General features: G+C 41.9%; 26 protein-coding genes. 21 read left to right on the top strand and 5 right to left on the bottom strand.

Annotated features, from left to right (window positions below; genetic code table 11):
* Window positions 1–2: 2 nt before the first annotated feature.
* From ACED20_RS05615 to ACED20_RS05630, 4 genes are all read right to left on the bottom strand, one after another.
* On the bottom strand, window positions 3–2,609 hold the full coding sequence (locus ACED20_RS05615; protein ID WP_378103740.1) for a tetratricopeptide repeat protein: 2,607 nt from the start codon (window positions 2,607–2,609) through the stop codon (window positions 3–5).
* Between the two features lie 85 nt (window positions 2,610–2,694).
* Complete coding sequence (locus ACED20_RS05620) at window positions 2,695–3,249, bottom strand: Maf family nucleotide pyrophosphatase (protein WP_294221598.1); 555 nt, start codon at window positions 3,247–3,249, stop codon at window positions 2,695–2,697.
* A 10-nt stretch (window positions 3,250–3,259) separates the two neighbouring features.
* A complete protein-coding gene (locus ACED20_RS05625) occupies window positions 3,260–3,778 on the bottom strand; it encodes an HAD family hydrolase (protein ID WP_294221601.1) in 519 nt (172 codons plus the stop codon).
* Window positions 3,768–4,517, bottom strand: coding sequence for a Rossmann-like and DUF2520 domain-containing protein (locus ACED20_RS05630; protein ID WP_378103742.1), 750 nt, complete (start codon window positions 4,515–4,517; stop codon window positions 3,768–3,770). Before ACED20_RS05630 ends, ACED20_RS05625 begins: the two co-directional genes overlap by 11 nt.
* Before the next feature lie 220 nt (window positions 4,518–4,737).
* Between ACED20_RS05630 and ACED20_RS05635 the strand changes: the two genes are divergently transcribed.
* The 5 genes from ACED20_RS05635 to ACED20_RS05655 all read left to right on the top strand — a co-directional run bounded on the left by ACED20_RS05635 (window position 4,738) and on the right by ACED20_RS05655 (window position 8,734).
* Window positions 4,738–5,295: an RNA polymerase sigma factor gene (locus ACED20_RS05635; protein WP_294198361.1), complete on the top strand. Its 558-nt coding sequence runs from the start codon at window positions 4,738–4,740 to the stop codon at window positions 5,293–5,295.
* A 9-nt stretch (window positions 5,296–5,304) separates the two neighbouring features.
* The gene (locus ACED20_RS05640) at window positions 5,305–5,937 is read left to right on the top strand and encodes a hypothetical protein (protein WP_294198362.1); all 633 of its coding nucleotides are present in this window, start codon (window positions 5,305–5,307) and stop codon (window positions 5,935–5,937) included.
* Window positions 5,938–5,943: 6 nt separating this feature from the next.
* Entirely contained in the window at window positions 5,944–6,459 is a 516-nt protein-coding gene (locus ACED20_RS05645; protein WP_294198364.1) for a hypothetical protein, read from the top strand.
* 95 nt (window positions 6,460–6,554) lie between these two features.
* Window positions 6,555–7,595: a hypothetical protein gene (locus ACED20_RS05650; protein WP_345766859.1), complete on the top strand. Its 1,041-nt coding sequence runs from the start codon at window positions 6,555–6,557 to the stop codon at window positions 7,593–7,595.
* A 131-nt stretch (window positions 7,596–7,726) separates the two neighbouring features.
* Entirely contained in the window at window positions 7,727–8,734 is a 1,008-nt protein-coding gene (locus ACED20_RS05655) for a hypothetical protein (protein ID WP_378103745.1), read from the top strand.
* A 401-nt stretch (window positions 8,735–9,135) separates the two neighbouring features.
* Here ACED20_RS05655 and ACED20_RS05660 read toward each other — a convergent pair whose 3' ends face one another.
* A complete protein-coding gene (locus ACED20_RS05660) occupies window positions 9,136–11,424 on the bottom strand; it encodes a GH92 family glycosyl hydrolase (protein WP_294240254.1) in 2,289 nt (762 codons plus the stop codon).
* A 330-nt stretch (window positions 11,425–11,754) separates the two neighbouring features.
* Between ACED20_RS05660 and lepA the strand changes: the two genes are divergently transcribed.
* The 16 genes from lepA to ACED20_RS05740 all read left to right on the top strand — a co-directional run bounded on the left by lepA (window position 11,755) and on the right by ACED20_RS05740 (window position 25,928).
* A complete protein-coding gene (gene lepA / locus ACED20_RS05665) occupies window positions 11,755–13,551 on the top strand; it encodes a translation elongation factor 4 (RefSeq protein ID WP_294201222.1) in 1,797 nt (598 codons plus the stop codon).
* Between the two features lie 141 nt (window positions 13,552–13,692).
* Entirely contained in the window at window positions 13,693–14,388 is a 696-nt protein-coding gene (locus ACED20_RS05670) for an NUDIX domain-containing protein (protein ID WP_345766862.1), read from the top strand.
* 360 nt (window positions 14,389–14,748) lie between these two features.
* Window positions 14,749–15,291 carry an NADAR family protein gene (locus tag ACED20_RS05675; protein ID WP_345766863.1) on the top strand — a complete coding sequence of 181 codons (543 nt, stop codon included), beginning with the start codon at window positions 14,749–14,751 and terminating at the stop codon, window positions 15,289–15,291.
* Window positions 15,292–15,316: 25 nt separating this feature from the next.
* Window positions 15,317–15,868: a 2OG-Fe(II) oxygenase gene (locus ACED20_RS05680; RefSeq protein ID WP_345766864.1), complete on the top strand. Its 552-nt coding sequence runs from the start codon at window positions 15,317–15,319 to the stop codon at window positions 15,866–15,868.
* Between the two features lie 90 nt (window positions 15,869–15,958).
* Window positions 15,959–16,825: a hypothetical protein gene (locus tag ACED20_RS05685; protein WP_345766865.1), complete on the top strand. Its 867-nt coding sequence runs from the start codon at window positions 15,959–15,961 to the stop codon at window positions 16,823–16,825.
* The gene (locus tag ACED20_RS05690; protein ID WP_345766866.1) at window positions 16,792–17,889 is read left to right on the top strand and encodes an adenylosuccinate synthetase; all 1,098 of its coding nucleotides are present in this window, start codon (window positions 16,792–16,794) and stop codon (window positions 17,887–17,889) included. Before ACED20_RS05685 ends, ACED20_RS05690 begins: the two co-directional genes overlap by 34 nt.
* Window positions 17,890–17,917: 28 nt before the next feature.
* Window positions 17,918–18,391: a macro domain-containing protein gene (locus tag ACED20_RS05695; RefSeq protein WP_378103750.1), complete on the top strand. Its 474-nt coding sequence runs from the start codon at window positions 17,918–17,920 to the stop codon at window positions 18,389–18,391.
* Between the two features lie 87 nt (window positions 18,392–18,478).
* Window positions 18,479–19,711 carry a TIGR02452 family protein gene (locus tag ACED20_RS05700; protein ID WP_345766867.1) on the top strand — a complete coding sequence of 411 codons (1,233 nt, stop codon included), beginning with the start codon at window positions 18,479–18,481 and terminating at the stop codon, window positions 19,709–19,711.
* Window positions 19,708–20,343 carry a DUF4291 domain-containing protein gene (locus ACED20_RS05705; protein WP_378103752.1) on the top strand — a complete coding sequence of 212 codons (636 nt, stop codon included), beginning with the start codon at window positions 19,708–19,710 and terminating at the stop codon, window positions 20,341–20,343. Before ACED20_RS05700 ends, ACED20_RS05705 begins: the two co-directional genes overlap by 4 nt.
* A complete protein-coding gene (locus ACED20_RS05710; RefSeq protein WP_378103754.1) occupies window positions 20,343–21,005 on the top strand; it encodes an ADP-ribosylglycohydrolase family protein in 663 nt (220 codons plus the stop codon). Before ACED20_RS05705 ends, ACED20_RS05710 begins: the two co-directional genes overlap by 1 nt.
* Complete coding sequence (locus ACED20_RS05715) at window positions 21,002–21,310, top strand: ADP-ribosylglycohydrolase family protein (RefSeq protein WP_378103756.1); 309 nt, start codon at window positions 21,002–21,004, stop codon at window positions 21,308–21,310. The genes ACED20_RS05710 and ACED20_RS05715 overlap by 4 nt, the downstream gene beginning before the upstream one ends.
* A complete protein-coding gene (locus tag ACED20_RS05720) occupies window positions 21,300–21,821 on the top strand; it encodes an O-acetyl-ADP-ribose deacetylase (protein WP_378103757.1) in 522 nt (173 codons plus the stop codon). The genes ACED20_RS05715 and ACED20_RS05720 overlap by 11 nt, the downstream gene beginning before the upstream one ends.
* Before the next feature lie 322 nt (window positions 21,822–22,143).
* Entirely contained in the window at window positions 22,144–22,830 is a 687-nt protein-coding gene (locus tag ACED20_RS05725) for an NAD-dependent deacylase (protein ID WP_345766870.1), read from the top strand.
* Window positions 22,830–23,768 (top strand): ADP-ribosylglycohydrolase family protein, encoded by a 939-nt coding sequence (locus ACED20_RS05730; RefSeq protein WP_294241118.1) that lies wholly within the window; start codon window positions 22,830–22,832, stop codon window positions 23,766–23,768. The genes ACED20_RS05725 and ACED20_RS05730 overlap by 1 nt, the downstream gene beginning before the upstream one ends.
* Window positions 23,765–24,733: an ADP-ribosylglycohydrolase family protein gene (locus ACED20_RS05735; protein ID WP_294241120.1), complete on the top strand. Its 969-nt coding sequence runs from the start codon at window positions 23,765–23,767 to the stop codon at window positions 24,731–24,733. Before ACED20_RS05730 ends, ACED20_RS05735 begins: the two co-directional genes overlap by 4 nt.
* Complete coding sequence (locus tag ACED20_RS05740; RefSeq protein WP_345766871.1) at window positions 24,723–25,928, top strand: hypothetical protein; 1,206 nt, start codon at window positions 24,723–24,725, stop codon at window positions 25,926–25,928. Before ACED20_RS05735 ends, ACED20_RS05740 begins: the two co-directional genes overlap by 11 nt.
* The last annotated feature ends 1 nt before the right edge of the window (window position 25,929 follow it).

The raw sequence follows: 25,929 nt of genomic DNA on the forward strand, positions 1-25,929 counted from the left end.
TTTTATTGTGCTTTAGCAGGCGTCTGGCTGGGCTGTAGCTGCTGATTGTTATTAGGTCTTTTCCTGTTGCTGTTTTCGTTCACAGGCTGCATCGGCATATTATTATTCATCATCTGATTCTGAGCCGGCTGCGGGGAATTTCTTTTTGATCCTCTGGCATTGAACTGCAGTTGCTGATCGGAAGCATTGCTATTCGCATCAGCGACATTTTGAGGAATGGTATTTCCCTTATTATCTGTGGCCTGGAAGGTCAGGTCGCTTTTCAGATAATTCAGCATTTCCTTAGCCTTTTCGCCTTCCGGGGTTTTACCGTAATTTAGAGCAATCTGCTCAAGCTGAAGGATCATAACCTCTTTCCCACTGGTTTTTCCTGAATTGAAGGCATTTAACAGATACAATTTAGGAACCAGGGCATCTTTAGGATATTGCTGGATGGTTTTATCGATAACATCCTTGCTTTCCCCGAACTTTTCAGATTCGTACAATGCAAAAGCCTGTTTGTACTGGCTTTCCACATCGCCGGAAGATTTTACAAAAGAATTGCTTTTCGGATTCCTCGCAAACTCCGCATAGGAAGTGTATGGATAATCTTTCAGTAATATCTGTTTTGCCCTTTCGGCAGCCTGCGGATTCTTCTCATAATTCATAGCGAAAATCTCGTACAAAGCCTGCAGCATCACCTTTTCTTCAGGCTTCGCATCTACCAGGTTATACAGGGTTTTTGTAGCCAGCGGTGTATTTGTGAAATAGTTCTGGTACATTACTCCAAGACCTAAAGAAGCTGTGTCCCGGTCCTTTTTCAGATGCTCAAGCTGTGCCATGTCAGTAGGTATCTGTTCAATATAGTAGGCAGGCTCAAAACGTCTCGGATTCGGTGCCGCCGCGGTTCCCAACGCATCATTTTTCATATCATCCAGCGTAGTCATTTTTTTGGAGAAACGCCAGTTATCGATTAGGGCACGGTCTCCCCATATCTGCTTAAAGGTCTGTGTTCCTTTGGAAACTGTACCGGTATTGCTGAAGTAAAATCCTTTGGTTGCTACTCCGAAATCTGCAAATGAGGTGGAGCTATTGGCAAAAATAGAGGTGGAATTATAATCTCCGGTATCAAAACCTTTGCTTCTTTCAGCACGCCTTCTTTCAAGTTCCTCTTTCTCTTCTTTAGCTTTGATTTTGGCAATATATTTTGAGAAAAAGTCTGTTTTCTGCTCCGGTGTCATCTTCGCCAGATTCAGGATGCTGTCATTTTTCTTGATTAAATAATAATTCTTTGAGATCTTTTTAATGTACACCGACTGGTCTGCCAGAAGCACCTTTGAAGGTTCATATGTCATTACGACCAAAGCGGAATCATAATATGCTCCGGCACCGATGTAATCGTTTTTATCGAGATAGCCCTTCCCTATTTCATAATACGTAAGACCCCGTACCTGGCCATCGGAAACTTTCTCTTTCAGAGATTTTCTGAAATATTCCTGCGCTTCGTCTTTCTTTCCGGCTTTATTTGCCATCAGACCCAGGGCATAATAAAATTCATTTTTACGGGATCCGTAAGTTCCTTTTTTACTGATGTCTTCCAGGTATTTCCGGGCGCCGCTGTAATCTCCGTTCCCGTTGAATGTTTTGGCAATTTCGATCTGGGATTTTACTTCGAATTCAAAGTCGTTGGCATATTTGTAGGCGGCCATAAAGCTTTCTCTGGCCTTTTCGTTTTGGTTAAGGCTTTCCAGCACCTGCCCTCTCAGGTAAGCGATCCGGCTTTTTAATTTCCGGTTGTCATTCAGCTCATAAGCATTGTCCAGCTCTCGTACGGCTTCTTCCTTTTTTCCGGCATCCAGTAAAGATTCGGAATAGTAAATGCTCAGTAACTTTTCATATTGCTTAGAGATCTTTTCGCTTTTCAATTTGGCAAACGTCTCATGGGCTTTGTGGTAGTTTTTGATCTGGTCATAGGCTAAACCCTGGTAAATTCTCGCCAAAGGAAGCCTTTTATCATCCTTCATGTGGGTAAAGACATAGTTCAGGGCATCCAGGGCTTCCAGTGATTTCCCGCGGTAAATCCTGGCCTGTGCGAGGATCATATAGGCCTCAAAGATCTGTTTGTTTTTTTCCTCCCCGTTTTTGATCACCGAATATTTGTTGATGGCTTTCAGGGCCTTTGCTTCTGCAATTTCCAGGGTAGTCGCTCCTTTCTGTTCAGGCTGGCCAGGATCTCCTGCCGGCATCCCCGGTCCTCCCGCCATTGGATTCCCTGGCATTCCGGACGGCATTCCAGGCATCCCGCCACGTGGGCCTGCGTTCTGAGCCGGACGGTTTAATTCGCCCATTTTCATGGAATTTTCCGCAAAGGCTGCAGACTGGCCCAGGTCACTTCCCAAAGGCTGGTCCTCATAGGTAAGGATAGGAATATAAGGCGCATAAAAATTGTCTTTATGGGCCTTATCCCTGGTTTCAAATTCATTATTTAAAGCATCTTTTGCATTAAATAAAGTGTTGTAATATGTGGTAAATCCTTTCATGAACTTAGATCGCTGCTCCGGTTTTTTTACCTTCATCCCGCAGGACACAACGATACACAGTACTAAAAGGAATAAAATATTCTTTTTCATTATTCAATATAACTCTCTAATCTGCTTTTTATTATCAGCAGTTTGATGATTTTGTAAAAATAACAAAATTTTATGGGGAAAACCGTTATATTTCTTTCAAAATTTTGTAAACCAAATGGGTAGGAAGGCCCATGATCGTATAAAAGCTCCCGTTTATCCTTTTAATTTTGGCCATGCCAAGCCATTCCTGGATCCCATAGCTTCCGGCTTTATCGAAAGGTCTGTAATTCTGAATATAGTATTCTGCTTCATCATCGGTAATATCATCAAACTCCACTTCTGCGACATCCGTTTCCGTAATGGTTTTTTCCGAAGTTTTAAGAGTGATACCTGTATACACCTGATGGATTTTTCCCGAAAGAAGTTTCAGCATGGCTCTTGCCTCTTCTTCATCCTCGGGTTTTCCGAGAAACCTGTTTTCAATCGCTACAACGGTGTCGGCGGTAAGAAGGACCTCTCCTTTTTCCAGTTCCCGGAATGCAGATGCTTTCAATTCAGACAGATATGCGGCGGACTCTCCTACCCTGATGTGTTCCGGAACAATTTCTTCACAGTCAATTTTTACCACTTCAAAATCAAAACCAAGACTGGCTAATAATTCTTTTCGCCTGGGCGATTGTGAGGCTAATAATAATTTCATTTTTAAAATCTTAGATGGATTGCGTATTGTCATCATGCCATTTCCCCTGTACCTTCATTACCTGTTCGATGACGTCGCGTACGGCGCCGCTTCCGCCTTTGATGGGAGAAATATAGTCGGCCACGGCCTTGATCTCCGGAACTGCATTTTCAGGACAGGCACCTATGGCAGAGACTTTCATGATGTGAAGATCAGGAATATCATCCCCCATCGTTAGAATCTCTTCATTTGTAAGGTTATATTTGGATTTAAAATCTTCGAGATCCGCAAGCTTATTATGGGATTTCGGGTAATAGTCTTCGATACCAAGATAATTGATCCTGTGCTTTACCATTTCATCATTTCCGCCGGTAATTACCCCGATCAGGTAATCGTTTTTTAAAGCTTTAACCACGGCATAACCGTCCAGCACATTCATTACACGGCACATGTTTCCTCCGGGCATCAGATAGACGCTGCCGTCTGTGAAGACACCGTCAACATCGAACACGAATGCTTTAATATCTTTTAATTTCTCTTTATAGCTCATACATTTTCTGGATTGAATGGTTCATGGTTTTATAAATTTCCAGGCTTTCATCTGTTAACAACTGTTCGTGAAGTTTAAGAATCCGTCTGTCATTTCTTACTGCCGGACCGGTCTGTGCCGATTTAGGTTCGATTTCATGAATTTTCTGAACGGTCTCATCAATTAACGGCAGGAAATAATCAAAAGGAATTTCCTGTGAATCCGAAATCTCTTTCGCTCTGGAAAAAAGATGGTTTACAAAATTACAGGCAAATACAGCCGTCAAATGGATATATTTTCTCTTTTCATAGGTGCTTTCCATTACATTTTTGGAGACTCTTGCTGCCAGTTCAGATAAAATGCTCATGTCTTTTTCATCTTCTGCTTCAATGAAAAAAGGAATTTTTGAATAGTCTAATACCTTTGATCTGGAAAAAGTCTGAAGCGGATAAAAACTGGCTTTCCGGTACTCTCCTTTCAGAACTTCCATAGGCAGCGAGCCGGAAGTATGAGCAACCAGGCAGTTTTTTTTGGTAATGATTTTAGACACATCTTCCACGGCATGATCACTGACACAAATCAGGTAAATATCTGAATCGACTAAATTTTTAGTTGAGTAAGGAATATTTAATTCTTCGGAAATGTATCGAAGTTCCCGTTCATTCCGGCCGAAAATCTGTACCGGAAGAAGCTTATTCTCTACCAATGCTCTGGCCAGATGATAAGCTACATTACCGGATCCTATAATTACAATTTGCATCCAACAAAGATAATATTTTATTTCTCCGGAAATCTTTTGTCAGTAAAAGTGCTGGATTTAACATAACATTGATTATAAAAGGAAAAACAGATACCATGATGGCATCAATTATTGTAGTTTTAGACTTACGTTATAGCAAATAATCACTATCTTGGACTAAAAATTGAATAAGTAGTTTAACTTTCAGCTATTTTTGTAATCCAAACAATGAAAGCATCTTATGAAGATTAAAGACGCGGAAATTATTTCGTTGATGCAAAGCCCACGTACTCAGGAGAAAGGAGTGCGCGCTTTGATGGATGCTTACCAAAGCAGATTGTATTGGCACATCAGAAGAATTATTGTGGACGGAGATCTTGCTCAGGATACTTTGCAGGAAACATTTATTAAAGCTTATCAGAATTTTCATCAGTTTAAAAACGATAGCCAGCTCTACACCTGGCTGTACAGAATCGCTACCAACGAAGCATTGCAGCAGCTGAATAAGCTTAAAAGAATGCAGAAGACCGATGAAGACCCGGAATACCACATGCAGAACCTGGTGGCAGATAATGCCGGAAGTGATGCCGAAGAAATACAGATCCTGCTTCAGAAAGCGATACAAAGCCTGCCCGAAAAGCAGAAACTGGTATTTATGATGCGGTATTATGATGATCTGCCTTATGAAGAGATATCCAAAATCGTGGATATGTCCGTAGGTACGCTGAAAACCAATTATCATTATGCCAAACAGAAGATAGAAGATTATATAAAGGAAAATTACCAGAATAATTTTTGAGAAACTGAAATGAAAGAGTTCGATATAGAGAAATTAGAACGCAGAAATATTTACATGGCACCGGATGATTTATTTGAAAATCTACAGGCCAGGGTATTAAGCGGAGTACATGATTTTGACCTTGAAAAACTGGAACGTAAGAATATTTATACAGTTTCCGAAAATGTATTTGAAAATATTCAGGACCATGTTACCAGTAAGGTATTGCCTCGTAAAAAAGCCCCGGTTTTTAAGATGAACTGGGCTCTTGCTGCTGCTGCATCGCTGGCCTTGATTTTTGGAGCGACTTTTGTTTTCAATAACGAAAGCGGTCCGGATGAGGTAGATCCTGAAATAGCTTATACAGTGAAAAACCAACAGTCTAAGACAGAATCTCAAATAGCTTATGAAACTTTGAAGTCTGATTTAACTTCTGTTGAAAAAGACCATCAAACTCACGAAAGCCACAAAAATGACAAGTCTGTGGCACAGAATAAGCCTCAGGCAAAAGCAGACAATAAAACGGCCGCAACAACAGGAACAGCCGTTTCAAAACAGGATGAAGCGAAGATGAACGACTATCTGGATTCCTTCTCAAATTCTGAAATCTCGGAATTGGCAAGCAATTCGACACAGGATGTTTATCTGGATTTATATAATTAAAAGAAGATGAAAAAGATATTGTTTACCCTTTTTATGATTTATGGTTTTGGTCTTAATGCCCAACAGACGGATTATGACTGGAAAAGAATGGACCCTAAGCAGAGAAAGGAAGTGATCAACAATCTCTCACCTGAAGAAAGAAAAAAGCTTCTTACCCAGTTCAGGAACAACATGGTGATGGAAAACCTGGATATCGATCCCAGCGATAAAGCGGAGTTTACCGATGTTTATAACGAATATCTGGAAAGCCAGAAGGAGATCAAAAGCCAGTTTAATTCCAACTTCAATCCTGAAACACTTTCGGATGAAGAAGCCAAAGCCAAATTGCAGCAAAGCTTTGAAGTAGGGCAAAAGCTGCTGGATAACAGAAAAAAGTATGCTGATAAGATGCAGCAGATCATTCCTTGCCAGAAAGTCCTGAAACTTTTTCAGTCCGAGGGGATGATGCGTGATAAGGTGAATGAAAGAAAACCCCGTGGAAATGCTAACAGTTTCGCCCCGAGACAGAGGCAAAACCCATAATAGTTTATTTTTTTAATGTTGGACGACCCTTGCAATTTATTGTGAGGGTCGTTTAATTAAAAAATGAATGCTTAGTTTTGCTGAAATTTTTAATCATGAAAAATATTGCTTTCATTTTTCTGCTTGCAGTTTCAGGCTTCCTGAACGCCCAAAAACAGGAACTCATCAGGCTGGACCAAAATCTGAAAGATAAAAGTTCCCGGACCCGTTCGCTTACCTTTATCGATGCAAGACCAGACAAATCTATTGGAAGTCTTGCAGATAAGGACGAAAAAGCAGAAATCGAATTCGAGGACAGTGATCTCAAAAGTCACCTTGAAAATCGGTTCGTAAGCGATAATAAAAAAGTGGGAACAAATGATATCGTCATCATGCTGGAAGATCTGAAAGCTTATGATGAGCAGGATGAAAATAAAGATTTTCCCTATGCAAAAATGAAAATCCGGATTTCCTGTTTCCTGAAAAGAAATGACCGTTATTATTTCATCAACCGTTTCGATAATGTAATCGTCTGTAATCCGAAAATAACGGTACATCCGCAACGGTTCCTCGTTCCCAGAATTTCAGATATCATTACAGATTTTATAAGAACTTCATACATGCTGAATGTTACAGGTTCCTATATTCCAGAAAACGAATTCAGTAATTATGATGCTTATCTTTCAAAAAATTACAAAGCATTCAATAATCCTGAGCTGAAAGACGGGGTATATCCGAACTTTAAAAGCTTCTACAATCAGGAGCCGAATCCCGAATACAGTATGGAAAAAAACAGAAAGGGAAAAGTGGTAAGATTGATGCATAACGGTATGCAGGTATCCCTTTCCGAAATGTACGGTTATGTGGAAGGAGGCAAAGCTTATAAACTAACACCCGTCGGTTTCGATGAGATGCAAAAAAGTGAAAAAGGATTTTATATCCATTCGTCACGGGTAAACCTTTTTCTGGAAGCTAAGAACGGAGGTGCATTTGTGGGCGCAATAGCAGGAGGTTTTGTCGGAGCCATGATCGGGGTGGCTATCGATTCAGCTTCAAGCTCAAACAACGGAGCCATGATCGGAATAGGATACAGGTCAACGTTGGAAACGGATGTGTATATCGATTCTTTAACGGGAGGATATGTTTTCACTAAATAATTTTAATCTCCGAGTGGTTGAAATGACTTAATCAACTATTGAATGAGAACATTTTTAAAATTATATCTGATTCCGCTTTCCCAATTCCTGAAAGTTGTGTAAGTTTGAAATGCCGATCATAAAATTAACCTATGAAGAAAATATTCTTTTTTTTACTATTATCCGTATTTTTATCTGCTCAGAAAACGGAACTCATCAGTTTATCCAGGCCTCCTAAAGACAATAAAAACTTTATTAAGACTTTTACCGTAATTGATCAGCGTTCTGATAAAAATATCGGCACCCTTATAGATCACAATAAAGAAGTAACTGTAGCATTCGAACATAATGCGGTTAAAGATCTTCAGGATTGGGTAGGGCAATCCATAGAAATAAAAGGGAAAAATGATTTGGTTCTATTGCTCGAAGATCTTAAAATTTCAGATGAGCAGAAAGAAAAATCGACTGTCGGAAAGCTGCAGTTCAGAGCAAGCACCTTCATAAAAAAAGCAGACGGGTATCATTTCCTGTATAGGAAAGATACGGTAACTACGGTTTCATCCCGGGTGAATCCGTTTGTTGCCCAGAACCTGGCAAGAAAATTTACCATGATCCTCACCGACTTTTTAAAAGAATCCTATGGCAAAGAAGCATGGGAAACTGGTGTTTCAGAACAGGATCTTCCACAATATGCCAATGTACTTACGGATAAACTCGACATCCTGAAAGCAGATCAGCTGAAAGATGGGGTTTATAAAGATTATCACAGTTTTTTCAGCCATCGCCCGGAGCAGGGTTTTGTTTTGGAAACCAATGATAAAGGAGTCGTGACCAAAGCGGTAAACGGTGAGGATAAAACGGCGATCCGGCGTTTCTATGCGTTTGTACAGAATGGTGTTGCCTACAAAATTATTCCCGTAGGTTATGCTGAAATTTTGAAAAGTGATCAAGGCCTTTTCATTGAGGTCAAGAAAACAGAGCTCTTTCCTGAATCATCCAATGGTGCCATGATCGGTGGAATGGCCGGAGGTCTTATCGGAGGCATCATTGGTGCTGCGATCGATGCAGGCGCCCAAAGCAGGAGAAACCGGATTCCGGAACAGGAAGTTTATCTTGATCCGCTTACAGGACAATATATTTTGCCTGAAGGATTTAAATAAGAAGCTGATTGCTATCAGCTTCTTGCTACTGGCTTTATTACAATCAGAATTTTAAAATTCTTAAATGTATTATCAAATTATTTCAAGTACTTAAATAAAATAAAAGAGAGACGCAAAGGTCTCTCTCTTTTATTTTAATATGAACCTGGAGAAAGGATAGGATTAACAGGTTGAAAGACATTACATGAAATGAAACAGAGCAAAAGGATGATGCATGATTATATCCCGAAGGGGCTTGACAATCATAACTCCGGGTGAAACCCGGAGTTAACAAAAGCAGACATCACAGCAATAACCCTTTCAGTATTCAGTCCGTTATCAAAGTAAAATCAGGTTCCTGAACAAGCATTTAAAGCGTCCGGCATCCATCTTCCAACCTATTAATCTCAAGTTAATGCAATTCATTGATGATCAGTAGAATAGGAATATGGAAAATCCTTTTCATCCGTTCCCCGGTCTTTATTGGGCTGGGAAACCATTTCAAAATTCAGTTTTGCGCTTTGCATCAGCTCCTGGTGGCTAAGCCAGTTTCTGGTATATTTCTTTCCGTTGAATTCCAGCGATTGTACAAAGCGGTTGTTCTCATTATTATTATTTGCACTAATTTCAATCGTTTTCCCGTTTTCCAGATGAATGATTGCTTTCTTAAACAATGGAGCACCCAGAACATACTGGTCCGTAGCCGGCGTTACCGGATAAAAACCCAGTGCTGAGAAAACATACCAGGCCGAGGTCTGCCCGTTGTCTTCATCGCCACAGTAACCGTCCGGTGTGGGCTGGTACAGGCGGTTCATCGTTTCCCGTACCCAATACTGGGTTTTCCAGGGTTCACCGGAATAATTGTACAGATAAATGATATGCTGGGCGGGCTGGTTGCCATGGGCATATTGTCCCATATCCGCATTCACCATTTCCTGGATCTCATGGATCGTCGATCCGTAATACGAATCATCAAAAACAGGAGGCAGCTCAAAAACCTGGTCCAGCTTTTTTGAAAAGGCCTGTCTTCCGCCCATCAGCCTGGCCAGCCCTTCAATATCCTGGAAGACCGACCAGGTATAGTGCCAAGAATTTCCTTCTGTAAAAGCATCGCCCCATTTAAAAGGGTTAAAAGGAGTCTGGAAGCTTCCGTCGCGGTTTCTTCCACGCGCCAGCTTGGTTTCAGGATCGATTACCTTTTGGAAATTCTGGGAGCGGCGGTAATATTCTTTCCACTCGGATTCCGGCTTACCTAACGCTTTTCCCAGTTGGGCAATAGCGAAATCATCATAAGCATATTCGAGGGTGCGTGCTGCATTTTCATTGATTTTTACATCATAAGGAACATAACCCAACTCTTTATAGTACTGAATGCCAAGCCTTCCCGTCGCCTGCGGCCCTTCATTATTGGCTCCGTGAAGCAGAGCCTGGTATAACTTTTCAATGTCATAGCCGCGCAGGCCTTTAAGGTAAGCATCGGCTACTACGGAAGCGGAATTGTTGCCGATCATAATATCGGAATAGGAGGGACTCGACCATTCAGGAAGCCAGCCGCCTTCTTTGTAATCGTTCATCAACCCTTTCTGCATCTCAACATTAATATTGGGATAAACTAAATTCAGGAAAGGGAAGAGCGCTCTGAAAGTATCCCAGAATCCTGTTCCTGCAAACCGGTAACCGGCTTCCGTTTTCCCTGAATACGGACTGTAATGAACGATTTCTCCGGCTTTGTTGATTTCGTACATCTTATGAGGAAAGCAGAGCATCCTGTACAGGCAAGAGTGGAAAGTACGCATCTGATCGATGGTTCCTCCCGCAACTTCCACTTTTTTCAGCTTTTCATTCCATGCCAGTTTGGCTTTTCTGAAGGTATCATCGAACGAATCCTGATCCAGTTCCCTCTGCAAATTCAGTTCCGCCTGTTCGGGACTGATGAACGAAGAAGCTACTTTAAGATTTACCTTTTCACCCTTCTTCGTGGCAAAACCGATGACGGCTCCACAGTGTTCTCCTGTAATTTCAAGCACATCTTTCACAAAATCCTTATCTTTCCAGGCTGAATATTTTATAAATGGTTTATCGGCATAGATAACAAAGTAATTTTTAAAACCGACCAGTTTTCCCCTTGAATATCTTGTGGAATAACCGACGATTTTCTTTTCGGAAGGAATGATTTTGATGCTCGATCCTTTATCAAAGGCATCCACAACAATCCATGAATTTTCAGAATCAGGGTAAGTTAACCTTAATTGTGCTGCTCTTTCCGTAGGCGTAATTTCCGCCGTCACATTATGATCAGCCAGGTAAACACTGTAATAATACGGCTTTGAAACTTCCGATTTATGGGAAAACCAGCTGGCCCGTTCGTCTTCATTGAAACGTATTTTTCCCGTTACGGGCATAATGGAAAACATGCCGTAATCGTTCATCCAGGGCGAAGGCTGATGCGTCTGCTTGATACCGCGGATCTTATCGGCATCATAGGTATACTGCCATCCGTTTCCGTTTTTTCCGGTCTGCGGCGTCCAGAGATTCATCCCGTGGGGAACAGCAACTGCAGGATAGGTATTCCCGTTGGAAAGCGAAGGTTTCGACAGTGATCCGATTAACGGATTGACGAACTCCTCAGGATGTTCCGGTGCATTTTCAATCCACTGCGACCGGATCTGAATAAACGGAACAAGTAAAAGGATGAAAAGAATCTTTTTCATGGATTAATATTAAGTGCGGCTAATTTAAACACAAATAGCAAAACAATAATCACAAATGGTATGACTTTCTATTGGTGTTTAATAAATACCCGGCCACAAATAATTTAGAATAAAATAAATAATCGAGTCAACGTTAAAAAACCTTCAAATTTTACTGTTCCGAACTCAACTTTAATATTAGAATCTGCATCTTTTGTTCCTTTTGTGGTTAATTAAAGCAAGCAGGTTTATCATAAAAGATTGGTTTAATTTAGGTTTACATCAGATTTAAAATTAAGAATCACGAATTATCCTTCATTTTATTATCTTTGCAAATTACATAGTTCTTAAATGAAAAACATACGAAATTTTTGCATAATCGCTCACATCGACCATGGTAAAAGTACTTTGGCAGACCGTCTTCTGGAATATACCAATACGGTTTCCCAAAGAGAATTACAGTCCCAGACGCTGGATGATATGGATCTGGAGAAAGAACGCGGGATTACCATTAAATCCCACGCGATCCAGATGGATTATGAGCTTAACGGCGAAAAATATATTTTAAACTTAATCGATACCCCGGGACACGTAGACTTTTCTTACGAAGTTTCCCGTTCCATTGCAGCCTGTGAAGGAGCACTTCTTATTGTAGACGCGGCGCAGAGCATCCAGGCCCAGACCATCAGCAATCTGTATCTGGCTTTGGAAAATGACCTGACGATTATTCCAATCCTGAATAAAATCGACCTTCCTTCGGCAAATCCTGAGGAGGTAACCGATGAAATCATGAACCTGATCGGTTGTGATTACGATGATGTACTTCGCGTTTCCGGAAAAACAGGGGAAGGGGTTCATAATCTGTTGGAACAGATCGTAAAGAGAATTCCGGCACCGGTAGGTGATCCGGATGCACCGCTTCAGGCTTTGATCTTTGATTCGGTATACAATCCGTTCAGGGGAATTGAAGCGTATTTCAAAGTGGTAAACGGAAGCATTACGAAAAACGAAAAGATTAAATTTTTCGCAACCGGAAAAGAATACGGGGCTGATGAGGTAGGAACGTTGAAACTGAAGCAGGTTCCTAAGAAAACAGTTGAGTGCGGTGATGTAGGCTACCTGGTATCCGGAATCAAGGATGCGCGTGAAGTAAAGGTAGGGGATACCATTACCTCATTCACCAATCCGGCAGCCGGACCGATCGAAGGGTTTGAGGAAGTAAAGCCGATGGTATTTGCCGGGATTTACCCGATCGATTCCGAAGATTTTGAAGAACTGAGGTTCTCCCTTGAAAAATTAAGGCTGAATGATGCTTCCCTGGTTTTCGAGCCGGAAAGCTCCGCTGCATTAGGTTTCGGATTCCGTTGCGGATTCCTGGGAATGCTCCACATGGAAATCGTTCAGGAACGTCTGGACCGTGAGTTCAACATGAACGTAATTACCACAGTACCCAACGTATCGTATTTCGGGTATACCAAAAAGGAACCGGAAGTTCCGATCCTGATCAACAACCCGTCTGAAATGATGGATCCTTCTACCATGGACCGGGTAGAAGAACCGTTTATCAAAGCTTCCATCATCACCAAATCCGATTTCGTAGGTGCCGTGATGACCCTTTGTATTGAAAAAAGAGGGGAGATCGTTAACCAAAGTTATCTGACTTCCGAAAGGGTAGAGCTCGTGTTTAATATGCCTTTAGCAGAGGTTGTTTTTGATTTCTACGACAGGCTGAAATCCATTTCTAAAGGATATGCCTCATTCGATTACCATCCGATCGGATTCAGGGCTTCCAAGCTGGTAAAAATGGATATCCTGATCAACGGGGATATGGTGGATGCTTTATCTTCCCTGATTCACGATTCCAACGCATACCATATCGGTAAGAAAATGTGTGAAAAGCTTCGTGAACTGATCCCGAGACAGCAGTTCGACATTGCCGTTCAGGCAGCATTGGGAACAAAAGTAATCGCCAGGGAAACCATCAAGGCGTTAAGGAAAGACGTTACCGCAAAATGTTACGGTGGGGATATTTCCAGAAAGAGAAAGCTTTTGGAAAAGCAGAAGGAAGGAAAAAAGAAAATGAAGCAGATCGGAAGGGTAGAAGTACCGCAGTCGGCATTCATGGCTGTATTGAAGCTGAATGACTAAATTAAAAGAGCCTGATAAGAAGGCAAAAGATATGAGAAATCCGCAGATAACATCTGTGGATTTTTTTTGTTTATGACTCAGATTATTTTTTATCTGTTAACTAAACCGTAACTTTGTGTAATCATAACGCAAATTTACTATATGGCAGGTTCAAAGAAGTTACAGGATATAAAAGTGGCCGTTGACGCGGTGGTTTTCGGGTATTTCGATAAGAAAGAACTCCAGGTACTGCTAATCCAAAGGAATATCGAGCCTTTCAAGGGCGGATGGGCGCTTCCGGGCGGGCTCGTTCTGGATGATGAAAACCTGGATGATGCCGTAAAGCGTGAACTCTGCGAGGAAGCCGGCATAAAGCCCGATTTTCTGGAACAACTTTATACTTTCGGCAATGTGGGCCGCGACCCGCGGAACCGGGTGGTTTCCGTAACCTATCTGGGGCTGGTAAACCCTTCTTACCATGAGCTGGCTGCCGATTCCGATGCGGATGATGCCCAATGGTTCGGCATCAACAGCCTTCCCGAACTGGCTTTCGATCATCAGACCATTATCGATACCGCATTGAAAAGGCTCCGGACTAAAATCCAGTACCAACCCGTCGGTTTCAATCTGCTGAACGAGGAATTCGCCTTTTCAGAACTGGAAAACCTCTATAAAACCATCGTCGGACAGGAAATCGACCGCCGCAACTTCCGTAAAAAGATCATGAGCTACGGGCTGCTGAATGAAACCGACAACTTCAAAAAAGAAGGCAGCGGCAGGCCCGGCAAAATGTTTACCTTCAACCAGGAGAAATACAAGGAACTGGAAGAACAGGGGTTTTATTTTGAACTAAAATAGTCTCTAACACAAATCGCACAAATACTTACACGAATTTTCACAATGAATTCTTGTTTGCTGCTATACATTACAGCGTGAAAAAATAAGAATGTAATCTTCTGACAGTAATTCTAATTCTGCCAGGAACTTTTTGGATATACAATCCGGATTAAAGCTTGTATTTTATTCAAACTTAACCAACCAGACAGAACACCAATAATAATTCGTGTCATTTGTGCAAAACATTTGTGTCATTCGTGTTTATATAAAAAATTTTCTTACTGAAAATCAATTATTTAATAAATTTAGTGTAAAATTAACGCAAATTAATTTGGCAGGTAAAGCTATATTCCTTTAAATTTGTGTAAAAATAACGCAATCATGAAATACACGATACAACAGATTATTGAAAGATTTCAGCATCACGAGAAACCGGACTTTCTGTTCTTCTGGGGCCATACAGTGAAGGAGGAAATGACCAAAGCCTGTTTCAGCCAGTGGTTTCCTGCTGAGTTTCAGGAGGGCGGAATCACTTATAAAACTGCCGAACATTACATGATGGCCGGGAAAGCAAGGTTGTTTAACGATCACGAAATTTTAAAACAGATCATCAACTCTGAAACTCCGGATCAGGTTAAAAAACTGGGAAGAAAAGTCAAAAATTTTGATCCGCAGCTTTGGGATAAGAATAAATATGAGATCGTCAAACAGGGAAACCTACTGAAGTTTTCGCAGAATGAAAAGCTTAAAGAATTCTTGCTGTCTACGGAAGATAAAGTTTTGGTGGAAGCCAGTCCTTACGATACCATCTGGGGCATCGGAATGCCGGAAACCAATCCTAAAGCCAGTAATCCATCGGAATGGAACGGTGAAAATCTTCTGGGATTTGCTTTGATGGAAGTACGGGACGAACTAAGAAGGTAAAACACAGAACCAAACACATGATATCATGGAAAAGACAATACTGCATCCGGAGATCTTCCTGATCGAAAATTTCCTGACGAATGAGGAATGCGACCATTATATTGAACTGACAAAAGACAAAGTCTTTAAAGAAGCAAAGATCAATATGCAGGGACGGCAGGTCATGAGCAAAGGCATAAGGAACAATGACCGGCTGATGGTTTTCGATAACGAATTGGCTGAAAACCTTTATCAGAGAGCCGTCGGATTTCTTCCTCAGACCCATGAAAACTATAAAGTCACAGGCTTTAATGAGATGTTCAGGATCTATAAATATTCGCCAGGACAACGGTTTAAGATGCACCGCGACGGAAGCTACATCAGGAATGAACATGAAAAAAGTTTTTACACTTTCCTGATCTATCTCAATGATGATTTTGGAGGCGGGGAAACCGAATTTGAAGGATTGTTCACCGTAGCTCCGAAGAAAGGTTCCGCTCTCGTTTTCCATCATCCTTTAAGACACGAAGGAAAAACACTGATCAACGGATTGAAATATGTGCTGAGGACAGACATCATGTACACAAGAGAACAATAAACGGATAGAATTAATTTCCGTATTGCATTAAAATAAAGCCCGGAATGCAACGGGTAACTATAAAATCAGTCTTTAACTAAAATTTACGTTATGGGAAGTACAAGATACGACATGGATGCTCGTTTCGACCGAGCAAGAAAGATGGGATATGCATCAAAAAGTGCAGGTGAAATTTTCACTCAGAACGCGGAAAGAAGGGCACACGAATCAATGAACCCGAACGGCGTCTTCTTCAGGGAAGCCCGGGATTCATCCGTACACCCGGAATCGTTTCCGATTATTTTAGGACTGGATGTTACCGGAAGCATGGGCCATATTCCGTATAACCTGATCCAGGAAGGTCTTCCTAAGCTAATGGGCGGAATTATCCAGGGCGGGGTTCCGGATGCCGCACTCCTGTTCATGGGAATCGGGGATCATGAATGCGACAGTTATCCACTGCAGGTCGGGCAGTTTGAATCCGGTGATGAAGAACTGGATATGTGGCTGACTAGAACTTATATCGAATCCGGAGGCGGTGGAAATGGCGGAGAAAGTTATCTGCTGGCCTGGTATTTTGCCGCTTTCCATACCCGGACGGATGCTTTTGAAAAAAGAGGGCAGAGAGGATTGCTGTTTACGGTGGGTGACGAGCCCTGCCTGAAAACCCTTCCTGCCTCTGCGATCCGGGAGATTATGGGAGCCGGCCAGCAGACCTTTACCCATAAGGAACTTCTGGCTGAAGCAAGAAAGAAATATGAAGTCTACCACATCAATGTTCTGCACTCAGACCAGGCGATGCGGGCTGACCGCGGATGGAAAGACCTGTTGGGAAGAAATTGCGTATCGATCACCGATTACCGGGACGTTCCGTACGTGATCAAGGAAATTGTCTGCAAAACCCGTCTAGCCGGAGCGCATACAGAACATGAACAACGGGAAGTATGGAGCGGAATGATTCAACGGTTTTTAAGATGAAAACGGCAGAAATCGTTATAGGACTGGGATTCGGGGATGAAGGCAAAGGCATCACCACCGATTTCCTCGCAGCCCGGAATCTGGAATCGGTAGTCATCCGGTTTTCAGGAGGGCAGCAGGCGGCGCATACGGTGATGATCGGTGACCGGAAGCATGTCCATTCCAGTTTTGGCAGCGGGGCATTGCGGGGCCTGCCGTCCTATTTTACGGAGCACTGTACCATCCATCCCGTTTTTATGTACAATGAATGGAAGGAACTGAAAGCCAAGGGAGGGAATACCGAACTTCATATCCATCCATTGGCAAAAGTAACGACGCCTTTTGATGTCCTTCACAACAGGAGAGATGTAAGGAATACCGCACATGGAACCTGCGGAAAAGGAGTTGGTGCCACGATGAAAAGGCATGAAAGCCCTTACCGGCTGTTTGCGGCCGACCTGATCGCACCGAGACCGATGCTGATCGAAAAGCTGAAAGGTGTTGCCCTTTATTATGGCTTTTCAGAGGGCGAAAAAATACAGCAGGCACTGGATGGTTTTCTCCACGCCATCGATGAGCTGGACTGGAATATCGAAGGCTACGGCTACCTGAAAAGTTTTGACCATCTGATCTTTGAAGGCAGCCAGGGAATCCTGCTGGATATGGACCACGGCGTATTTCCAAACGTAACCTATGCCCACACCACTTCAAAAAATGCTCATGAAGTGTGCCGGCAGCTGGGAATCGGTGATATCGAAATGTTCTATGTTACAAGAAACTATGGCACCCGTCACGGAAACGGCTGGATGAGCAATGAACGGGAGCTTCCGCTCCGGAACAATGAAGAGGAAACCTGTACGTTCAATGACTATCAGGGAGCCTTCCGTACCGGGGATCTGGATTACCAACTGCTGGACTATGCCTTAAAGATAGATGAAGGCTATGGATTTGCCCAGCGGAAAAACCTTGTGGTCACTTGCCTCGATCAACTGGACGTACCTTTCGAACCAGGAAAGCTGAATATCAGGTTTGATGAAATATGGGGATCATATTCTCCGTACTCAAAGGACTTCAGAAGAATTTAATGATCAATTATAATCAGAAAAGAGCATCATGAAGAAGATTAAATATATAAAAGGGGACGCTACAAATCCGTCAACAGCAGGAACTCAAATCATAGCCCATATCTGCAACGATACCGGAGGCTGGGGGAAAGGCTTTGTTTTAGCCGTTTCCAAAAGATGGAAGAAGCCTGAGAATGATTACCGGGACTGGTATAAAAGCGGAACTCATTTTAATCTGGGAGAAATTCAAATGGTTCAGGTGGAGGAAGACCTTTGGATATGCAATATGATCGGCCAGCATAAAACCGCCACTACTTCAAAAGGAATACCTCCGGTTCGGTATGAGGCAGTTGAAAGCTGCCTGAAAAAACTTGCTGATGAAGCTTTGTCATTAAAGGCAAGCATCCATATGCCGAGGATCGGTTGTGGCCTCGCAGGAGGAAAATGGGAAGAAATCGAACCGATTATTCAAAGTGCATTGCTTGAAAATGGTATAGAAGTATATGTTTATGATCTTGAATAGACTGTAATCATTTTATCAATAGGAATGGGCTTTAGCCCATTTTTAAAGGAAAGAAATCAAACGGCTTTAGCCAAATAATAAATAACCATGAAAACACAAACCTTATACAGACCGGTCGGAGAAAAAGAAATGCTTTTAATCATTGAAAACGGTTACAGGGCATTTCCTCCCAGACTGGAATGGCAGCCGATTTTCTATCCTGTCCTGAATGAAGATTATGCTTCCGAAATTGCCGAAAAATGGAATACCCGCGATGAAGCCGGAAATTATTTGGGATTCGTCACCAAATTTGAAGTGCTGGAGGAAGCGGTCAATAAATACCCTTCCCAAAATGTAGGGGCGAAAAACCATAATGAACTTTGGGTTCCGGCAGAAGAGCTGGAAGCTTTCAATCAGGCCATTACAGGAACCATTGAAGTTACCCAGGTTTTTATCGGGAAAGACTTCGAAGAAACGGAACATGCAGCCATTGAAAATGTATTATTCAACATTAAAAAACTCACCATGACCAATAAAGGAATGGCAAAAGATACCTTGGAAATCTTAGCCAGGAAATATTATATCAACGAAAACAACGAAAGAATAAGCATTAAAAACGAACTGGAAGCTTCTACCAGAGGAACCGTTCTGTTTTCATCTGAAGAACTTGCGGAACTTACGGAAAAAGAAATTCCGGAGAAGCATTTTGAGACCAGGTTTGAAGTCTGGAGATGCAGTTCCCTGAAAGCCATTTTACAGTTGGCGGAAGAGGAAGACCAGGAAAAAATCATGTGCCTGAATTTTGCATCAGCCAAAAACCCCGGCGGCGGCTTCATCAACGGAGCCGAAGCACAGGAGGAGAGCCTGGCAAGAACTTCGGGATTGCATGAAAGCCTGCTCCAGGCATGGGATTATTATAAAATCCACCGTGAAATGGAATCCTGCTTTTATACCGACATGATGATCGACAGCCCGAAAGTCCCGGTTTTCCGTAAGGACAAAGGGGAATTGCTGCCGAAGCCGGTTGTGTGCAATTTCATCACCTCTCCGGCAGTGAACGCGGGCGTTGTCAAGCGTCAAGAGCCGGAAAGAGCCGGTGAAATCTTCGGAGCCATGGATGTAAGAACGGAGAAGATGCTGGCGCTGGCGTTACATCAGGGAAATGAAACCCTGATTTTAGGCGCCTGGGGATGCGGCGTGTTTAAAAATGATCCGGTAGAAATAGCGGAGCTGTTTAAAAAGCATCTTCAGGGAAAATACAAAAACAAATTTAAAAGAGTGGTCTTTGCGATTCTGTCAAAAAAAGAGGAAATGATCAGGCCGTTCGAAGAAATATCATGAAACTCAAATTAAAAAAATACAAAGAACAGATACGGGACTGGCCGCAGGAAGGGCATCACCTCATGGCGCAATATGATGACGAAAAGATTATCGTGTACCGGTCTTACCGGAAAGCCATCGGGGAATTTGCCGTAAAGAACCAGTATTTCGGAGGGCCTTTCAGCCTGGAAAGGATGACCTGGATCAAGCCGAACTTTTTGTGGATGATGTACCGGAACGGCTGGGGAACAAAAGAAGGACAGGAATACGTGCTGGCCATTCACCTGAAGATGGATGCTTTCAGAAAATACCTGGAAAACGCCGTCTATTCTTCCTACAATGACCGGTTGGGAATCTCCAGGGAAGAATGGCAGGATGAGGTACAAGCATCCTCCGCCAGATTGCAGTGGGATCCGGATCATGATCCTTTCGGGGCAAAGCAGGAAAGAAGAGCAATCCAGATCGGATTGAGGAATGACCTGATCAAGTCTTTTGCCAGGGAAGATCTCATTTTAATTGAAGATATTTCGGAATTAGTAAAAGAACAGCATCAGTTTGTTTTAAATGATACACTGGATCAGCTGATGTTGCCTGAAGAAAAACCGTTGCTGTTTGATGATGAGGTTCTGAATAATAAATTAAGGCTAAAATAATGGAAGATAAACACTTACTCGCTTCGAGATCGCTTACGGGAATATCCATCGGCGATGCTTTCGGTGAATGTTTTTTCGGAGAAGAACACTCCGTGAAAAGCCATATCCAGCAAAGGATCACTCCTGAAGGGAATCTGGATTTCACCGATGATACCATTATGGCCATCGCCGTTTTCAGATCGTTGGAGCAATTCGGGGAAATTGATCAGGATTTTCTGGCGGAAGAGTTTACTGAAAATTATTATTCAGACATCAACCGCGGATATGGTCCTTCCATGCACCGGTATTTCAGAGAAGTAAAAAGCGGTGAGCACTGGAAAGAAGTGTCCTATGCGAAATTTGAAGGTCAGGGTTCTATGGGAAACGGCGGCGCGATGAGGGCTGCTGTAATCGGAGCTTACTTTTACGATGATTTTACCAGACTGAAAGAAAATGCGGAACGGTCGTGTGAAGTGACCCACGCCAACCGGGAAGCTATGGAAGGGACAAAAGCCATCGCCCTGGCTGCTGCCTTTGCGGTCCGGGAAAAGCTGGGAATGGAAAAATTCGGTCAGCAGGATTTCATCCGAAATATTCAGAACGAATTAATGGATTCCGATATGAAAAGCAAACTGAACAAATGCTTATATTTAGACGGAAATCCCAGTACGGAACTGTTATGAAAAGCAAACTGAACAAATGCTTATATTTAGACGGAAATCCCAGTACGGAACTGTTGGTGAAAACATTGGGCAACGGAACCGGAATGACGGCTCAGGATACGGTACCGCTGGTGATCTGGATGCTTTCCCGCTATCGGCACAATCTGGAAGAATGTCTCTGGAATACCGTTTCCGCATTAGGCGACCGGGATACAACCTGTGCCATGGCCGGAGGCGTAAGCATTCTGTGCTGTGAGGAAAACACGATCCCGGAATGGACAGTCACTATTGAAAACTGGAAAAAAAGCAGATTTTATGAACATTGAACTCATTAAAGGCGACATTACCAAAATACAGGTCGATGCTATCGTGAATGCAGCCAACTCCTCGTTGCTGGGCGGCGGCGGGGTAGACGGTGCTATTCACAGGGCCGGTGGAAAACAGATCTTGGAAGAATGTATCGAAATAAGGAACAGGCAGGGGAAGTGCAACACCGGAGAAGCGGTAGTAACCACAGCCGGTAATCTTCCGGCACAATACGTTATTCATACCTTTGGGCCGGTCTGGAACGGAGACGAAGAGAAGTGCTTCTCCTTGCTGGAGAACTGCTATAAAAATTCACTCAAACTGGCAGAAAGCCTTGGCGTAAAAACCATTGCTTTTCCCAACATCAGCACCGGCGTCTACCGCTTTCCGAAAGAAGCGGCAGGAAAAATTGCCGTAGAAACGGTGAAGAATTTCAAGTCAGACATCATCGAAAAAGTTGTTTTCATCTGCTTTGATGATGAAAATGAAGCGGTTTATAGAGAATTATTGGAGAACAATAATAAAATGTAAGGGCTTGCTTAAATTTGGAGCTGATTTTTTTTACCATTAAGTAATTAAGATATCTTAGCTTAAAAATCAATTTATTGAGTGCTGTCTTATTCATTAAAATTGATCTAAAAGTTTCTACAGCAGTAAAAGTTAAGAATAAACAAAGTTTATTTAAGTTCAGAAAATTAAGATTAAAAATAACAACGTAAAATTTCTGAGTTAAAATTGAAACAGGATCTAAGTTTTATGTTCTTTGCTGAGTGAAACGCCTTTGCGAACCTCTAAGCAGTTAGTTTATAAAGATTCTTTGCGAACTCTGCGTTAATTTAAAAAATAAAAACCAATGAAAAAACTAACCATATTAACCGGCGCCGGAATCAGTGCCGAAAGCGGAATAAAAACCTTCAGAGACGGAGACGGGCTCTGGGAAAATCACAGCATCACCGATGTAGCCAGTCCGGAAGGATGGCGCAGAGACCAGGCACTGGTCCTGGAATTTTACAACCAGCGCCGCCGCCAGCTTCATGAAGTGGAACCGAACGAGGCCCATCATTTACTGGCGGAACTAGAAAAATATTTCGACGTTCAGATCATTACCCAGAACATCGACGACCTGCATGAAAGAGCCGGATCGACCAATATCCTGCATCTTCACGGCGAGCTGTTCAAATCCTGTTCAAGCAACAATAAGAAGCTGATCTACGAGCATAAACATGACATTAACATTGGCGATAAAGCGGAAGACGGGTCACAGCTGAGGCCTTTCATTGTTTGGTTCGGGGAAGATGTTCCGTTGATGAGGGAAGCCACCCAAATGGCGAAAGAAGCCGATATTTTCCTGGTGATCGGAACCTCCCTGCAGGTGTATCCGGCGGCCGGACTGCTTCATGACATCAAAGACGACTGTCTTCTGATCGTGATCAATCCCAACGAAACGAACTTCGGCTACGGGCAGAGAGCAGTAGTCATGAAAGAAACCGCAACCCAGGGAATGAAACTGTTGTTTGATAAACTGGTAAACCTTGCCTGATGGAAAATAGCGTAAAAGCAGGAATTTTCGGTGTTTGTGTGGGTGATGCGCTGGGCGTGCCGGTGGAGTTTAAGAGCAGGGAAACCCTGAAAAGTTTTCCGGTCACAAATATGCAGGAATTCGGTTCCTGGAACCAGCCGAAAGGAACTTGGAGCGATGACAGCTCTTTGACCTTATGTCTTGCCGAGAGTTTAACAAAAGGCTACAATCTGGAAAAGATCGGCGAAAGTTTTGTGAAATGGGTAAAATACGGCCACTGGACAGCACACGGCAGGCTTTTCGATATTGGCGGAACGACCAGGCATTCCATTGCAAGGCTCATCAAAGGGGAAAGCGCCCGTTTTTCAGGGAATATTTTTGAAGAAGATAACGGGAACGGCTCTCTGATGAGGATCCTCCCGTTGGCTTTTTATCTTAAGGATGAAGAAGATATCGAAACTTTATACCGGACGGTAAAAGAGGTTTCATCCATTACCCACGGGCATTTCCGCTCTGTTTTTGCCTGCTTTGTCTATGTGGTTTTTGCCATTGAGCTGATTAAAGGAAAGAATAAAGAAGAAGCTTACACTCATATTCAAAAGATGGCTTTGAACTTTGCAGAAAATCAAGGTTTTAATCCAAAGGAAATACAGCTTTTTGATCGGATTCTAAAAAATGATATGTCAAAATACCCTGAAGTGGAAATAAGTTCCGGCGGCTATGTCCTTTACAGCCTCGAAGCATCCTTATGGTGTTTCCTGAATTCGGAAAGTTATTCCGAAGCGGTTTTAAAAGCAGTGAATCTGGGAGAAGATACCGATACCACCGGAGCGATTACCGGCGGGCTTGCAGGAATTTATTACGGTTTTGAAAATATTCCTGAAGAGTGGATTGATGTGTTGGCAAGAAAAGAGGATATTGACAAGCTTTGTGAAAAGTTAAATGATAAATTAAAATGAAAAGTTTTGTAAAAGCCGGAATCTTCGGCGTTTGTGTGGGTGATGCGCTGGGCGTACCGGTGGAGTTCAGGAGCCGGGAACAGTTGAAACGCTCTCCGGTTACTACAATGAGGTCGATGGGAACCCACCACCAGCCCGCCGGAACATGGAGTGATGACGGTTCGTTAACCTTATGTCTTGCTGACAGCCTTTATAACGGATACGACTTGGAGGATATGGCGCTAAAGTTTCTACAATGGTACAATGCAGAGATCTGGACACCTCACGGGCGGGTTTTCGACATTGGAATTGCCACCTCACAAGCCATTCACAGAATAGGTAAGGGAATCTTTCCTACTTTATGCGGCGGAAATTCAGAATTTGATAATGGGAATGGTTCTTTGATGAGAATTTTGCCATTGGCCTTCTATATCAAAGATCTTCCGATTGAAAAACGTTTTGATACGGTAAAAGAGGTTTCCAGCATTACCCATGGACATATCCGGTCTGTGTTGGCCTGTTTTATTTATCTGGAACTGGTTCTGGAACTTTTGAAAGGAAAAGACAAGTGGGAAGCTTACCGGATCATGCAGCAAACCGTTCGGCAGTTTCTGAATCAGCATCCGATCTGCTCGCAGGACGAAATGGACAAGTTCCATCGTATTCTGGAATTAAAAGTAGGTGACTATGAACTGGATCCGTTATACACTTTACAAGAGGAAGAAATAAGTTCTTCAGGCTATGTCCTTCACAGCCTGGAAGCATCCTTATGGTGTTTCCTGAATTCGGAAAGCTATTCCGAAGCGGTTTTAAAAGCAGTGAATCTGGGAGAAGATACCGATACCACCGGAGCGATCACCGGCGGACTGGCCGGAATTTATTACGGCTTTGAAGCAATTCCCGAAGAGTGGGTTGAGGTGTTGGCGAGAAAAGAGGATATTGAAGTGTTATGTAAAAGATTAAAGGAAAGATGTCATGAAAAATAAAGTATTCTTTACGATTGTAGATGAAAGAGAGATTATTTTTCTCGGACAAAATAATTTTCAAAAGTTTTCATCTCAAGATCAGGATATGGTTTTTGTGAATACAGTAGAAAAATGTAAAGAAATTGTACTTAAAAATTATATAGAAAACCCAAAAAACAATTACATAGGATTTGTAATAAAATTTGTAAAAGAAGAAAATGAAATTAAAGGAAAGATTAAACTAATTGATGTTTTCTTTGGCAATAAATTCAAGAATTTCACTGATGAGAGCGTAATTGATTATATCGAAGATGAGATGAGATTTTATAGAGTCAGACTTGAAAAATTTTTAGAAACCAAGTCTAGGAATATTATAGCTGATGATTATTTCATTAAACTAAATAAAGATTTTGAGACAGATGTAAAAGAGAGCAGTCGTTTAAACATAGAAGATTTAATAAAGTATGAAACCCAAAAATATAACTCTAAAAAAGAAAAGATTGCGCTGATTAATACAATAGGTGAAGCAATAGAATTTTTAGTTCAAGATTATGGGACAGAAAAAATTAATGAAATTCAAAATGAAACCGTTTTAACACAATTTAGAACAGAAAGAAATCATTTTGGGATCAATATGTATATTAGAAACTTATTCTTTTATGAAAATCAAAATGAAAATTTTATAAAAGCAATTGAAGAGTACGGCAAAATTAGTTTTGCAAATAATGGAGAGTTTGGGGAGGGTTATTTAGCAGATGCTTTTTGGAGAAAATTAAATAATTGTGAAATTAACCCTGAAATTCAGCAAAAACTTAAAAGTGCTTATGAAGAGACAGATCTTTTAACTCGTAATTATTGCAAAGGTAAAGGTGTTGAGAATGTAAATGATTTGAATGAAGAAGATTTTAATGGCCTCTTAAAAATATATAAAAGTAGAAAAAGAAAAGAATCTGGCAATTCAATATTAAGGCTTCATCTTCAGTCGTATAATATTATTGATGAAGATATAGATGAATATATTGCTATTAAAAACAATAATAAAGATAGAGAGGCAATCAAATACCAGAAATATGCTATTCTTGCTGGGGTGAAGGCAAATGAGAAAAAAACATATGAATCTCTAAAACAAGATTATTTTCAATATTATGCAATTTACAGAAGGCTAGATTCTTTTATCCTCAGAATAAAAGAACAACGCATCATTAACGATCTATAAA

Origin of the sequence: Chryseobacterium sp. sg2396 (genome assembly GCF_042610505.1) — a bacterium.
In the GTDB taxonomy this organism is placed as follows: domain Bacteria; phylum Bacteroidota; class Bacteroidia; order Flavobacteriales; family Weeksellaceae; genus Chryseobacterium.

What these genes read in the sequence shown, in the direction of transcription:
- ACED20_RS05675 (WP_345766863.1), top strand. Translation starts at nt 14,749, where the DNA reads ATGAAATACACGATACAACAGATTATTGAAAGATTTCAGCATCACGAG.
- ACED20_RS05655 (WP_378103745.1), top strand. Translation starts at nt 7,727, where the DNA reads ATGAAGAAAATATTCTTTTTTTTACTATTATCCGTATTTTTATCTGCT.
- ACED20_RS05635 (WP_294198361.1), top strand. Translation starts at nt 4,738, where the DNA reads ATGAAGATTAAAGACGCGGAAATTATTTCGTTGATGCAAAGCCCACGT.
- ACED20_RS05625 (WP_294221601.1), bottom strand. Translation starts at nt 3,778, where the DNA reads ATGAGCTATAAAGAGAAATTAAAAGATATTAAAGCATTCGTGTTCGAT.
- ACED20_RS05720 (WP_378103757.1), top strand. Translation starts at nt 21,300, where the DNA reads ATGAACATTGAACTCATTAAAGGCGACATTACCAAAATACAGGTCGAT.
- ACED20_RS05685 (WP_345766865.1), top strand. Translation starts at nt 15,959, where the DNA reads ATGGGAAGTACAAGATACGACATGGATGCTCGTTTCGACCGAGCAAGA.
- lepA (WP_294201222.1), top strand. Translation starts at nt 11,755, where the DNA reads ATGAAAAACATACGAAATTTTTGCATAATCGCTCACATCGACCATGGT.
- ACED20_RS05705 (WP_378103752.1), top strand. Translation starts at nt 19,708, where the DNA reads ATGAAACTCAAATTAAAAAAATACAAAGAACAGATACGGGACTGGCCG.
- ACED20_RS05640 (WP_294198362.1), top strand. Translation starts at nt 5,305, where the DNA reads ATGAAAGAGTTCGATATAGAGAAATTAGAACGCAGAAATATTTACATG.
- ACED20_RS05630 (WP_378103742.1), bottom strand. Translation starts at nt 4,517, where the DNA reads ATGCAAATTGTAATTATAGGATCCGGTAATGTAGCTTATCATCTGGCC.
- ACED20_RS05715 (WP_378103756.1), top strand. Translation starts at nt 21,002, where the DNA reads ATGAAAAGCAAACTGAACAAATGCTTATATTTAGACGGAAATCCCAGT.
- ACED20_RS05740 (WP_345766871.1), top strand. Translation starts at nt 24,723, where the DNA reads ATGAAAAATAAAGTATTCTTTACGATTGTAGATGAAAGAGAGATTATT.
- ACED20_RS05615 (WP_378103740.1), bottom strand. Translation starts at nt 2,609, where the DNA reads ATGAAAAAGAATATTTTATTCCTTTTAGTACTGTGTATCGTTGTGTCC.
- ACED20_RS05680 (WP_345766864.1), top strand. Translation starts at nt 15,317, where the DNA reads ATGGAAAAGACAATACTGCATCCGGAGATCTTCCTGATCGAAAATTTC.
- ACED20_RS05645 (WP_294198364.1), top strand. Translation starts at nt 5,944, where the DNA reads ATGAAAAAGATATTGTTTACCCTTTTTATGATTTATGGTTTTGGTCTT.
- ACED20_RS05650 (WP_345766859.1), top strand. Translation starts at nt 6,555, where the DNA reads ATGAAAAATATTGCTTTCATTTTTCTGCTTGCAGTTTCAGGCTTCCTG.
- ACED20_RS05670 (WP_345766862.1), top strand. Translation starts at nt 13,693, where the DNA reads ATGGCAGGTTCAAAGAAGTTACAGGATATAAAAGTGGCCGTTGACGCG.
- ACED20_RS05660 (WP_294240254.1), bottom strand. Translation starts at nt 11,424, where the DNA reads ATGAAAAAGATTCTTTTCATCCTTTTACTTGTTCCGTTTATTCAGATC.
- ACED20_RS05620 (WP_294221598.1), bottom strand. Translation starts at nt 3,249, where the DNA reads ATGAAATTATTATTAGCCTCACAATCGCCCAGGCGAAAAGAATTATTA.
- ACED20_RS05730 (WP_294241118.1), top strand. Translation starts at nt 22,830, where the DNA reads ATGGAAAATAGCGTAAAAGCAGGAATTTTCGGTGTTTGTGTGGGTGAT.
- ACED20_RS05725 (WP_345766870.1), top strand. Translation starts at nt 22,144, where the DNA reads ATGAAAAAACTAACCATATTAACCGGCGCCGGAATCAGTGCCGAAAGC.
- ACED20_RS05735 (WP_294241120.1), top strand. Translation starts at nt 23,765, where the DNA reads ATGAAAAGTTTTGTAAAAGCCGGAATCTTCGGCGTTTGTGTGGGTGAT.
- ACED20_RS05710 (WP_378103754.1), top strand. Translation starts at nt 20,343, where the DNA reads ATGGAAGATAAACACTTACTCGCTTCGAGATCGCTTACGGGAATATCC.
- ACED20_RS05700 (WP_345766867.1), top strand. Translation starts at nt 18,479, where the DNA reads ATGAAAACACAAACCTTATACAGACCGGTCGGAGAAAAAGAAATGCTT.
- ACED20_RS05690 (WP_345766866.1), top strand. Translation starts at nt 16,792, where the DNA reads ATGGAGCGGAATGATTCAACGGTTTTTAAGATGAAAACGGCAGAAATC.
- ACED20_RS05695 (WP_378103750.1), top strand. Translation starts at nt 17,918, where the DNA reads ATGAAGAAGATTAAATATATAAAAGGGGACGCTACAAATCCGTCAACA.